The sequence below is a fragment of the Micromonospora sp. CPCC 206171 genome, assembly GCF_036906755.1.
GTDB classification, from domain to species: Bacteria; Actinomycetota; Actinomycetes; order Mycobacteriales; family Micromonosporaceae; genus Micromonospora; species Micromonospora purpureochromogenes.
Genome location: NZ_JBAKHT010000007.1, coordinates 26,371 through 37,889, shown reverse-complemented (window position 1 = coordinate 37,889; position 11,519 = coordinate 26,371). Strand labels below are relative to the sequence as shown.

General features: G+C 73.6%; 12 protein-coding genes. 8 read left to right on the top strand and 4 right to left on the bottom strand.

Annotation, left to right across the window (positions count from 1 at the left end; translation table 11 throughout):
• Positions 1-7 precede the first annotated feature (7 nt).
• A complete protein-coding gene (locus tag V6U89_RS11005; RefSeq protein ID WP_334570758.1) occupies positions 8-775 on the bottom strand; it encodes a phosphatase PAP2 family protein in 768 nt (255 codons plus the stop codon).
• 110 nt (positions 776-885) lie between these two features.
• Here V6U89_RS11005 and V6U89_RS11000 point away from each other — a divergent pair, with 110 nt between their 5' ends.
• Positions 886-2,097, top strand: a complete 1,212-nt coding sequence (locus V6U89_RS11000; protein ID WP_334570757.1) for a DUF4032 domain-containing protein — start codon at positions 886-888, stop codon at positions 2,095-2,097.
• A gap of 351 nt (positions 2,098-2,448) precedes the next feature.
• Here V6U89_RS11000 and nagA read toward each other — a convergent pair whose 3' ends face one another.
• Genes nagA through V6U89_RS10985 form a run of 3 tightly spaced genes read right to left on the bottom strand, consistent with a single transcriptional unit; the run spans position 2,449 to position 5,416 of the window.
• Positions 2,449-3,558: an N-acetylglucosamine-6-phosphate deacetylase gene (gene nagA, locus V6U89_RS10995; RefSeq protein WP_334570756.1), complete on the bottom strand. Its 1,110-nt coding sequence runs from the start codon at positions 3,556-3,558 to the stop codon at positions 2,449-2,451.
• Between the two features lie 2 nt (positions 3,559-3,560).
• A complete protein-coding gene (locus tag V6U89_RS10990; RefSeq protein ID WP_334570755.1) occupies positions 3,561-4,490 on the bottom strand; it encodes an ROK family protein in 930 nt (309 codons plus the stop codon).
• Entirely contained in the window at positions 4,487-5,416 is a 930-nt protein-coding gene (locus V6U89_RS10985; RefSeq protein WP_334570754.1) for an SIS domain-containing protein, read from the bottom strand. The genes V6U89_RS10990 and V6U89_RS10985 overlap by 4 nt, the downstream gene beginning before the upstream one ends.
• 199 nt (positions 5,417-5,615) lie before the next feature.
• On the opposite strand from V6U89_RS10985, the gene V6U89_RS10980 reads away from it, so the two are divergent.
• The 7 genes from V6U89_RS10980 to V6U89_RS10950 all read left to right on the top strand — a co-directional run bounded on the left by V6U89_RS10980 (position 5,616) and on the right by V6U89_RS10950 (position 11,518).
• Positions 5,616-6,401, top strand: coding sequence for a DeoR/GlpR family DNA-binding transcription regulator (locus tag V6U89_RS10980; RefSeq protein WP_334570753.1), 786 nt, complete (start codon positions 5,616-5,618; stop codon positions 6,399-6,401).
• Positions 6,402-6,522: 121 nt separating this feature from the next.
• Positions 6,523-7,533, top strand: a complete 1,011-nt coding sequence (locus tag V6U89_RS10975; protein WP_255541338.1) for an ATP-binding cassette domain-containing protein — start codon at positions 6,523-6,525, stop codon at positions 7,531-7,533.
• Positions 7,530-8,552, top strand: a complete 1,023-nt coding sequence (locus tag V6U89_RS10970) for an ABC transporter permease subunit (protein WP_334570752.1) — start codon at positions 7,530-7,532, stop codon at positions 8,550-8,552. Before V6U89_RS10975 ends, V6U89_RS10970 begins: the two co-directional genes overlap by 4 nt.
• Before the next feature lie 135 nt (positions 8,553-8,687).
• Positions 8,688-9,152 carry a DUF3263 domain-containing protein gene (locus V6U89_RS10965; RefSeq protein WP_334570751.1) on the top strand — a complete coding sequence of 155 codons (465 nt, stop codon included), beginning with the start codon at positions 8,688-8,690 and terminating at the stop codon, positions 9,150-9,152.
• A gap of 90 nt (positions 9,153-9,242) precedes the next feature.
• Positions 9,243-10,142 carry a hypothetical protein gene (locus V6U89_RS10960; RefSeq protein WP_442933906.1) on the top strand — a complete coding sequence of 300 codons (900 nt, stop codon included), beginning with the start codon at positions 9,243-9,245 and terminating at the stop codon, positions 10,140-10,142.
• A gap of 153 nt (positions 10,143-10,295) precedes the next feature.
• On the top strand, positions 10,296-10,805 hold the full coding sequence (locus V6U89_RS10955; protein ID WP_334570750.1) for a GNAT family N-acetyltransferase: 510 nt from the start codon (positions 10,296-10,298) through the stop codon (positions 10,803-10,805).
• A gap of 287 nt (positions 10,806-11,092) precedes the next feature.
• The gene (locus V6U89_RS10950) at positions 11,093-11,518 is read left to right on the top strand and encodes a hypothetical protein (RefSeq protein WP_334570749.1); all 426 of its coding nucleotides are present in this window, start codon (positions 11,093-11,095) and stop codon (positions 11,516-11,518) included.
• Position 11,519 lies beyond the last annotated feature (1 nt).

Sequence of the window (11,519 nt, the reverse complement as noted above, 5' to 3'; positions counted from 1 at the left end):
CGGCAGGCTAGGTGACCGAGGTGAACGGACGGTCCCAGGCGCGCAACCGGCCGGGGAGAGGCAGGTCGTCCCAGGGCACCCGGTGCAGCAGCCGGTCCAGCAGCAGCCCGAGCAGCAGCCCGGCCACCGAGTCGGTCAGCCAGTGCCAGCCCAGGTAGGTGGTGGTGGTCAGCACCACCAGCGGCGGCACCACCCGGACGACCGTGACCAGCCAGGTCGGCAGCTGCCGGCCGAAGCTGCGCAGCAGCGGCGCGAACAGCAGCGCCAGCACGCCGTACCAGACGATCGCGTTGGCGACGTGGCCTGACGGGTAGGACTGCGCGTAGCTCACCGGCAAGTCGTGCTGGAACAGCGGCAGGGTCTGCTCGGGCGGCAGGAAGGGCTCCTTGAGGCTCGCGCTGGGGGCGGGGCGGGCGGTCCACACCTTCAGCGGCCCGATCGTCAGGTAGGTCAGCGCGAAGGCCACCACCGGGGGCAGCACCGGGCGGACCGACCGCAGCCGCAGCGCCAGCAGCACGCCCAGCCCGGCGGCGAGGAGCGTCAACGGGGTGCCCTGGCCGAGGAAGTTGAACACCCGGGCCACCCAGTACGCCGCCGCCGGCCGGTGCTCCCCGGCCCAGTCGGCCACCGCCCGGTCGACGCCGAAGAAGTGGTCGGCGGCGAGCGCCACGGTCAGCCCGACCAGCCCGGCCAGCAACAGGGCGTCCCACCACCAGCCGGCGGGGCGTACCCGCGGTGGTCGGGACGCGCCGCGTACCGTCGTGGTCTCCCGCACGCGATCACGCTACCGGCCGCGGGCGGCGACCGGCCGGCGCGGGCCGTGGCGGCTGTGTGCCGAGCCACGAAGGGAAGCGTTGGGCGGGGGCACCCTTCACACTTGTCCCCGTGCGGATCACCTCGGCCCTCGTCGACCCGGCGCTGCTCGACCTTCCCTGGTCGACGCCGCTGGAGCAGTGGCCTGCCCAGCACCTGGTGGCGCTGCCCCAGGGCATCTCCCGGCACATCGTCCGGTTCGTCCGGCTCGGTGACTACGTGTACGCGTTCAAGGAGACCCGCGAGCGGATCGCCGAACGGGAGTACGACCTGCTCCGTGCCCTGGAGCGGATCGACTTCCCGTCGGTCGAGGCGGTGGCGATCGTCGCCGACCGGCAGACCGAGGGCGGGGAACCGCTGGAGTCGGTGCTGATCACCCGGCACCTGCAGTTCTCGCTGCCCTACCGGGCGCTCTTCTCGCACACCCTGCGCCCGGAGACGATGAGCCGGCTGCTCGACGCGCTCGCCGCGCTGATCGTGCGGATGCACCTGACCGGCTTCTTCTGGGGCGACTGCTCGCTGTCGAACACCCTGTTCCGCCGGGACGCCGGCGCGTTCGCCGCCTATCTGGTCGACGCCGAGACCGGTGCGCTGCACAGCTCGCTCTCCAACGGCCAGCGCGGCGAGGACCTGGAGATCGCCCGGGTCAACATCTTCGGCGAGGCGCTGGACCTCCAGGCCGCCGGACTGCTGCACGAGTCGATCGACCCGGAGGTGGTCTGCGAGGAGGTCGTGCAGCGCTACGAGCGGCTCTGGCACGAGATCACCTACGAGCAGCAGGTCGAGCGGGAGGCCCGGCACGACATCGAGGGGCGGATCCGCCGCCTCAACGAGCTGGGCTTCGACGTGGCCGAGGTGGCCCTGTCGACGGTCGACAACGGCCGGTACCTGGTCCGCCCGAAGGTGGTCGATGCCGGCTACCACACCCGGCGACTGCTCCGGCTGACCGGCCTGGACGCCGAGGAGAACCAGGCCCGCCGGCTGCTCAACGACCTGGACGCCTACCGGGTGGAGAGCGACCTGACCGACGAGCAGCAGGCGGCCCACCGCTGGCTGACCGAGGTCTTCGAGCCGGTGGTCCGGGCGGTGCCGGCGCACCTGCGCCGCAAGCTGGAGCCGCAGGAGCTGTTCGCGCAGATCATCGAGCACAAGTGGCTGCTCTCCGAGCAGGCCGGCCGGGACGTCGGCATGGGCCCGGCGGTGCAGTCGTACCTGGCTGACGTGCTGGTGCACCGCCCGGACGAGCAGGCGGTGCTGGGCGTCGAGGTCCCCGCTTCCGGCTGACTCGCCAATCGCCTCGTCGGAGGCGTGGCCGGCGATGTCGCCCAGCAAGGCCCCCGGGGTGAGGGGCGGACGCTACAGAGCTGATGTCGCGAACGAATCGCGGTGCCTGCGCACGCCGACCAGCGAGCCGTCGGCCCACCCCAGCCCGTTGCGGCGGTACCCGCACCTCGCGGTGGTCGACGCCGGTCGGCGATACGGGGTGTCCCGGGGGTCGATCCCTCCTCGTCGACGACGAGGAGGGATCACCACCTTGACGGCGGATGATTCATCTACGACATCAGGTCCGTAGTGGTCGGGGGAAGCGGTTGGGGCTCGGGCGGCTGATACCCGAAGAGCGGCCCGGGAAAGGGCTCACTCCAGCCAGGAGCCGCCGCGCATCACCCGGACCACGTTCAGCTCGTCGTCGAGCACGACGAGATCGGCGCGGAGTCCGACCTGGAGCGCGCCGAGCCGGTCGCCGAGGCCGATCGCGCGGGCCGGCGTGGTGGCCACCAGGCGGACGGCGTCGGCGATCGGGATGCCGGCGTCCACGGCGTGCCGCAGCGCGGCGTCCATGGTCAGCGTGCTGCCGGCGATCGCGCCGTCGCGGGCGAGCCTTGCCACTCCGTCGGCCACGGTGACCGCCTGGCCGCCCAGCTCGTACTCGCCGTCGGGCATGCCGGCCGCGGCCATCGCGTCGGTGATCAGTGCGACCCGCTCCGGGCCGGCGGTCGCGGTGGTGAAGGTGAGGATCCCGTCGTGCAGGTGCACGCCGTCGGCGACCAGCTCGCAGACCACGTTCGGGGCGTCCAGCAGGGCGACGATCGGGCCGGGCTCGCGGTGGTGCAGCGGCCGCATGCCGTTGAACAGGTGGGTGGCGACGCTCGCGCCCGCCGCGACGGCGGCCCGGGTCTCGTCGTACGTGGCGTCGGTGTGGCCCACCGCGGCGACCACGGCGTGCGCGGTGAGCAGCTTGATGGCGTCCAGCGCTCCGGCCCGCTCCGGGGCCAGCGTCACCATTCGCACCGCGCCCGCTCCCAGCTCGATCAGCTCGGCCAGTTCGTCGGTGGAGGGGTCGCGCAGGTACTCCGGGTTCTGGGCGCCGCACCGCGTCGCCGACAGGTACGGCCCCTCGAAGTGGACGCCGGCCAGCACCCCCTCGCCCACCAGCGGGGCGAACGCGGCGGTGGCGTCCCGCATCAGCGCGAACGGGGAGCTCACCAGGCTGGCCAGCAGGGTGGTGGTGCCGTGCCGCAGGTGGAAGGCGGCCGCGGCGCGGGCGGCGTCGGCGTCGCCGGTGGTGAAGGTGTGCCCGCCGCCGCCGTGGGTGTGCATGTCCACGAACCCGGGCACGATCCAGTGCCCGTCGCGCTTCGCCGGGTACTCGGCGACCGCGGTGATCCGGTCGCCGTTGATCTCCACACACCCCTGCCGGATCACACCGGTCGGGGTCACCACCTTGCCGTTCACCCGCAGGGCCATCACTACTCCAGTCTGTCGAGGGCGAGCAGGGCGGCGCCGAGGCAGCCGGCCTCGTCGCCGAGGGCCGCCGCGACCAGGCGCGGCTCCCGGTGGAAGGTCATCCGTTCCCGCAGCGCTGCCCGCAGCGGGTCGAACAACCGCGCGCCGGCCCGGGCCAGCCCGCCGCCGATCACCATGGTCTCCACGTCGTAGAGCGCCTGGGCGGTGGCGAGCCCGTCGGCGAGCGCCTCGACGGCCTCCCACCAGACCTGCCCGGCCAGCTCGTCACCGGCCGCCGCCCGGTCGGCCACCTCGGCGGCGGTCAGCGGGGTGCCGGCCAGCTCGGTGTACCGGCGGCCGACGGCCGAGGCCGAGGCGACCGCCTCGAGGCAGCCGGGCCGCCCGCAGCCGCAGCGGGGGCCGTCGGGGCGTACCTGGATGTGGCCCAGCTCGCCGGCGGCGCCGTGCGCCCCGGCGGCGGCCGAACCGGCGACGACGTGGGCGGCCGCGATGCCGGTGCCGACGGCGACGAAGAGGATGTGGCCGACGCCCCGGCCGGCCCCGAGCCGGCTCTCGGCGAGGCCACCGACGCGCACGTCGTGGCCGAGCGCCGTGGGCAGTCCGAGCCGCGTGGCGGCCAGCTCCCGCAGGGGTACGTCCCGAAAGCCGATGTTGGACGACCAGACCGCCACCCCGGCGACCTCGTCCACCAGCCCCGGCACCCCGATGCCGCAGGCGATCGGGGTGAGGCCGTCGGCGCGGGCCTTGCCGGCCAGCCCTTCCGCCACGTCGAGGATGGTGTCGACCACGGCGGCGGGGCCGCGCTCCGCGCCGGTGGGGTGCCGTTCGGCGTGCACCACGGCGCCGTCCGGGCGGACCAGCGCGCACTTCATCCCGGTGCCGCCGACGTCCAGTGCGACGACGACCGGGGCACCGTCAGGGGCGTCGGTCACGCGAGGACCACGGAGCGGCTCAGGTGCCGGGGCGCGTCCGGGTCGAGGCCGCGGCTGGTGGCCAGGGCGACCGCGAAGCGCTGGGCCAGGATCAGGTCGGCCATCGGGTCGACCGGGGTACGCCCCGCCGCCCAGCTGCCCAGCACCGTGCGGCAGCCGTGGTGGCGACTGTGCACGAACGCCGCGCCGGTGGCCGCCACGTCCTCGGGCAGCCCCTCGGGCAGCTCGCCGAACGCCCAGACCAGCCGGCCCGGTGCGGCGATCGAGATCGGGCCGTGCCGGTAGTCCATCGCCGGGTACGCCTCGGCCCAGAAGGTGGCCGCCTCCCGGCACTTCAGCGCGGCCTCCTGGGCCAGCCCGACCGTCCAGCCCCGGCCGAGGAAGGTGGCCTGCTCGATGCGGGCCGGGTCGATCGGCAGCGGGGCCCGGACGGTCACCTCGGCGTCGGCGGCGAGCGCCTCGACGTTGTCGCCGAGGTGGGCGCGGAGCAGCGCCAGGGCGGTGGTCGCGAAGCGGGTCTGCACCACCGACCGCTCGTCGGCGAAGGGCATGGTCACCGCCGCGTCGGCCAGCCCGGTGGCGGGCGAGGCGGGGTCGCCGACGAGGACCGTGGTGGGGGTCCGCCCGCGCAGCGCGGCGAGCAGGTCGAGCACCTCCGTCGTGGTGCCGGAGCGGGTGATCGCGATCAGCCGGTCGTAGCGGCGGCCGGTGGGGAACTCGCTGGCCTGGAAGGCGTCGGTCTCGCCGTGGCCGGCGCGCTCGCGCAGCCCGGCGTACGCCGCCGCCATGAACCAGGAGGTGCCGCACCCGACGACGGCGACCCGCTCGCCGGGGCGCGGCAGGTCGACGGCGACGGTGCCGGCGAGCTGTGCCGCCTCCCGCCAGCAGTCGGGCTGGCTCGCGATCTCCGCGTCGACGTACGCCATGAGAACTCCTCGCACAGGGCGGCGGTGCGCAATACGGCTCATTACGGCCGTCTTTCGCGCGTTATTCTGCGCGAACCCGGGTGGCCGTGGCAACCAGCTCCCAGATCGCGCAGCTGGTGGTTTTGCGCCCTCGTAGTTTCGCGCACTACTGTGCACGCAATCAATCACCGTTCGTGCAGAGTCAACGGAGGCCCCCGCGGTGGACCGGTACGCCAGATGGAACGCTCTGCTCGAGATGCTGACCGACAGTGGTCGGGTCAGCGTCGAGGAGGCGGCCGAGCGGCTGGACGTCTCGCAGGCCACCATCCGCCGTGACTTCGACCAGCTCGCCCAGCAGCAGATGATCACCCGTACCCGGGGCGGTGCGGTCGCCAACGGCGTCTCGTACGACCTGCCGCTGCGCTACAAGACCGCGAAGCACTCCGCCGAGAAGCAGCGGATCGGGGCGGCCGCCGCCGCCCTGGTCTCCCCGGGCACCGTGGTCGGCCTCAACGGCGGCACCACCAGCACCGAAGTGGCCCGCGCCCTGGCCGTCCGCCCCGACCTGAACACCAGCGCCGAGGGCGCCCAGCTGACCGTGGTGACCAACGCCCTGAACATCGCCAACGAGCTGCTGGTCCGCTCCCGGATGAAGGTCGTGGTCGCCGGCGGGGTGGTGCGCCCGAAGTCGTTCGAGCTGGTCGGCCCGCTGGGCGGGGCGCTGCTGCGCGAGGTCACCCTGGACGTCGCCCTGCTCGGCGTGGACGCCGTCGACCCGCAGCTCGGCGCCGCCGCCCACCACGAGGGCGAGGCGGCGATGAACAATCTGATGGTGGCCCGGGCCAAGCGCGTCGTGATCATCGCGGACTCGTCCAAGCTGGGCGGGCACGCCTTTGCCCGGATCTGCCCGGTGGACCGGGTGGAGACGCTGGTGACCGACTCGGGCGCGTCGACCGACGTGGTGGAGGCGTTCCGCGCCGCCGGGGTCAACGTCATCTGCGCCTGAGTCCCTCGTTGATACACCGTCGGTAGCGGCTCGACGCCCCGATGCATACCGGGTATTGCCCTCCCGGGCATACCGAGTATGGTGACCGCTGTCATAAGCCAACCATCGGGGGAGGCGCAGCTTGTCGGCTGTCCTGGAGATCGAAGGTCTACGTAAGACGTACAAGAGCCGCCGGCGGGGCACCCGCAACGCGCTGGACGGCTTCGACATGCGGGTCGAGGCGGGCCAGGTGCACGGCTTCCTCGGCCCCAACGGGTCGGGCAAGACGACCACCCTGCGGACCCTGCTCGGCCTCATCCGGCCCGACGGCGGCCGGATGACCATCCTCGGGCACGAGGTGCCCGCGGCGCTGCCCACCGTGGCCGGTCAGGTCGGCGCGATCGTCGAGAGCCCGCAGTTCTTCCCGCACTTCACCGCGCGCGACACCCTGTCGCTGCTCGCCGGCGCCGGCGAGGTGCCGGTCAACCGGGTCGACGAGGTGCTGGAGCTGGTCGGCCTGCGCGACCGGGCCGGTGAGCGGGTCAGGACGTACTCGCTCGGCATGAAGCAGCGGCTGGCGGTCGCCTCGGCCCTGCTCAAGAACCCGAAGCTGCTGATCCTCGACGAGCCGGCCAACGGCCTCGACCCCGGCGGCATCCGGGAGATGCGCACGCTGATGCGCACCCTCGCCGAATCCGGCATGACCGTGGTGCTCTCCAGCCACATCCTCGGCGAGATCCAGCTCATCTGCGACTCGGTCACCATCATCTCGCTGGGCCGACGGGTCGCCTTCGGCCCGGTCGACCAGGTGCTCGCCGCGCACTCGCACGGCGGGGTCCGGGTCCGGCTGGAGGCGGCCGAGGACCTCGCCGCCGCCGCCGACCTGCTGGACCGCTCCGGCGTGTCGGTGACCCGGCACCCCGACCACCTGATGCTGGCCGGCGTGGACAAGCCCGCCTCGGTCAGCCGGCTCCTCGCCGAGCAGCACCTGTACGTCAGCGAACTGGCGCCGGTCGCGGTGGACCTGGAGAGCGTCTTCCTGGAGCTGACCGCGACCGCACCGGTTCCCGGTCAGCACCGCCAGGTCGACCAGTCCACGAAGGTCGGTGGGTCGGAGCAGGCCGGCGCCGCCGGAGGAGGTTGGGGAGCATGAGTCTCTACCGTACGGAGCTGCGCCGGCTGACCAAGCGGCGCTTCACCCGCTGGATGACCCTGGCCGGGGTGCTGGTGCTGCTGGCGGTGCTCGCCGGCGTCTTCCTGACCAACCACAAGATCGGCCCGGCCGAGCGGGCCCGCGCCGAGCGCCAGGCCGAGCAGCAGTACCAGGAGCAGGTCCGCTGGGCCGAGCAGGAGAAGGCGGCCTGCGTGCAGGCCCAGGCGGCCGGCACGCCCAACACCGAGGGCCGGTTCCCGCCGGACTGCGAGATGATCAGCCCGCCGCCGCGGGACGCGTTCCAGGCCCAGTGGTTCCTGCCGTCCAGCTTCGACTTCCGCAAGACGTTCGACGACACGCTGGTGCCCTTCACCGCCATCCTGGCGCTGGTCGGGTTCGTCGTCGGCGCCTCCTTCGTCGGGGCCGAGTGGAGCACCGGCGGGATGATGAACCTGCTGCTCTGGCGGCCGAAGCGGCTCACCGTACTGTTGACCAAGCTGGCGGCGCTGCTGACCGGCCTGCTCACCCTGGCCCTGACCTCGGCGGTGGTCTGGACCGTCGGGTTCTGGCTGGTCGGCACCTTCCGCGGCACCACCGCGAAGACGACGTCCGGGGCGTGGCAGTCCTTCGCGCTCACCGGGCTGCGCGGGCTGCTGCTGGTGCTGACCGCCGCGACGATCGGCTTCGCGCTGGCCTCGCTGGGCCGGCACACCGCGATGGCGCTCGGCGGTGCGATCGCGCTCGCCGTGGTGGGCCAGTTCGGCGTCGGCATCCTGCTCAGCATGGCCAACGTGACGTTCGTCGAGGCGTGGCTGCTGCCCACCTACGCGCTGGCCTGGATGCAGAAGAAGGTGACCCTGGAGGACTGGGACTCCTGCAACAACGTCTCGTTCTCCGGGGAGTGCAAGCCGGAGACCCTCGACATCACCTGGCAGCACTCGTCCACCCTGCTGATCGGCGGGCTGGTCCTGCTGCTCGGCGCGGCCCTCTGGACGATGCGGCGGCGCGACATCTCCTGACCCGCCGGCCGGGTCCCGCGCACCGCGCGGGGCCCGGTGCGCGTCGGGTGCGCCGCACAGCGGCCCTGGTTACGCTGGGGTCCCCCCGGTCGGCGTCAGGAGTCGCCGGCCGACCGCGCTGTGTGAGGAGCGACCATGCCCGCCGACGCGTCCGCCGCCGCCAGCGACCGGCCGGAGCCGTCCGGGCAGGCCGTCACCGACCAGCGGCCCGCGGCCGTCGTCCCTCCGCCGCGCAGCGCGCCGCCGGTCGAGGACGCCCCGGAGCCCGCCGACGCCGCCGCCGTCCTCGCCGCCGTGGCGGACGACGCGCCGGACGTCGAGGGGTCGTCGGCCGAACCGGTGCCCGCACAGCGCGGACCGGGCACGGCGGACACCCTCACCGAGCGGGAGCAGCGGATTCTCGCCTTCGAACAGCAGTGGTGGAAGCACGCCGGGGCCAAGGAACAGGCCATCCGGGACACCTTCGGCCTCTCCGCCACCCGCTACTACCAACTGCTCAACGCCCTACTGGACCGGCCCGCCGCGCTCGCCGCCGAACCGGTGCTGGTCGGGCGGCTGCGTCGGCTGCGCTCCTCGCGGGCCCGCAACCGCCGGCGCTGATCGCTTCCCCGTCCAGGCGGCGGCGGGGACGGGCATGGCGTGCGCCGGGCCGGGTAGCCGGGCTCGGACGACGGCGAGGGGAGCGGGCTGATGGTGGGACCGGAGGCGCGGCACCCGGCGGGGCACACGGTGCGGACCGTCGGCGAGGCGTACGCGATGCGGGTGCGGTCCGCCTCGGTGGCGGCGCCCGGCCGCCCGGAGAACGAGGACGCGGTGTTCCGGTTCGGTCCGCTGGTGGGCGTCCTCGACGGGGCGACCGTGCCGGAGGGCTTCGACACCGGGTGCGTGCACGGGCCCGCGTGGTTCGTCCGCCACCTGGCCGCCCGGATCGGGCTGGCCGTCGCCGCCCGGCCGGCGGCGACCCTGGTGAGCAGCCTCGCCGCGGCGCTGCTGGCGGTCCGCGCCGACCACGGCGACGCCTGCGACCTGGACCACCCGGGCACCCCGTCGGCGACCGTCTGCCTGCTCCGGGAGGGCGGCGACGAGGTCGACTACCTGGTGCTCTGTGACAGCCCGCTGGTCCTCGACGTCGGCGGCCGGGTCGAGGTGATCTCCGACGACCGGCTGGACGACGCGCTGGCCGACCTGCGCCGGATCGCGGCGGGACTGCCGGCCGGGGAGATCGACGCGGAAACCCGGTTCCGGCAGGCGGTGCAGGTGCAGCGGGAACGGATGAACCGGACCCACGGTTACTGGGTGGCCGCGACGGACCCGGACGCCGCGTACCACGCGGTCACCGGGACCCTGCCGCTGCGCGGCCCGGACGCGGTCCGCCGGGCGGTGCTGCTCTCCGACGGCGCGTCCAGTGCCGTGGAGCAGTTCGGCCTGTTCGACTGGGCCGGACTGCTCGACCTGGTGACCACGCAGGGGCCCGGCGCGCTCATCGACCGGGTACGCGCCGCGGAGCGCGACCATCCCGAACTGCTGCGCCGGCACAAGCGCGCCGACGACGCCTCGGCGGTGCTCTGCGAGTTCCCGTCCCGCACCTGAGCCCGCACGGCCCGCCGGTGCCGGCGCTGGGTCGACAGCGGAGCGTGACGCGGAACACTCCGATGGGACGACCGGCCGGTACCTCCGACCGGAGGGCCATTCGCGGTCCAAAGGGCTGGACGACCGGCGGCGGTACCGGCAGACTGCGGCACTGTGACGGGTGCGGTACGACTGGAGCCACTGGACGAGCGGAACCTGGAGCCGTTGCTCTCCGTAGCGGTGGCCGAGGCGGAGCCGGGTGATGTGATGCCCCCGGTCGAGGCGCCCGCCGGCTGGTCGCTGGCCCGTCGCGAGGCGTTCCGGGAGTTCCACCGGGCCAGCTTCGCCGGGCTCGACGGTCCCACCCGCACCCGCATGTACGCCATCGTCGCCGGTGGCGAGGTGGTCGGCATGGTGCGGATGAGCCGCTGCGAGGAGCCCGGCGTGGTGGAGACCGGGATGTGGCTCGGGCGTTCGGCGCGCGGCCAGGGCCTCGGTGTCGGCGCCCTGCGCGAGTTGCTCAACGAGGCCGCCGCGGCCGGCATGCACGCCGTGGTCGCGGACACCACCCGGGACAACATCGGCGCCGTCCAGGTGCTGAAGAAATGCGGCGCAAAACTGCTCGAAAATGGCGACAAGGTCCACGCCGAAATCTGCCTCGACGCCACCCCGCCAGCATTCTGACAATTCTTCGCGAAGTTTGGTCCATCTCGCGTCCTTCCTGGTCAACGCGCTCTGACTGTCCGGTTTGCGGCCTTGGTCGCCGCCTGGACGACTCCTTCCCCTCCTCCCCGTGATGGGTCAAGGAATTGCCGGGAAATGTTTTGCGGTGGGGCGGTCGGGTACTGCCGGCCGGGTCCGTAACAACGGGACGTCCCGACGCAGGACCGCCGTGCGCATTTCCCCGGTGCTGGTTTCCGGCCCTCGGTGGAATCGGGTCGTCCCGAACACCGGGGAGTGAAGGAGAACCGATGAAGAGCGGAATGCGGGTCGGCCTCGCGGTCGGCCTCGGATACGTCCTCGGCCGGCGGAAGAAGTTGCGTACCGCCCTCACCCTGGCCGCCGCCGTCGCCGCCGGGCGGGCCAGCCGTGATCCCCACCTGCTCAAGCGCGGCACTGACCTGTTGACCTCGTCCCCCCACCTGGCGGGCCTCGGCAAGCTGGGCGGCCCGCTCGCCTCGGCCGGCAAGGCCGCCGCGGGCGCGGCCGCCGGCAGCGGCATCGACGCCATCAGCGGCAAGCTGCGCGGCAGCGCGGACGCCCTGCGCCGCAGGTCGGGCGGGGGTGGCAGCGACGACGGGCAGCGGTCCGCGCCCGACGAGGAGCAGGAGCTGGGCGACCAGCCGCAGCCGGGTGAGGGCGGCGCCGACCCGGCGACGTCGAAGCGGGGGCGGTGAC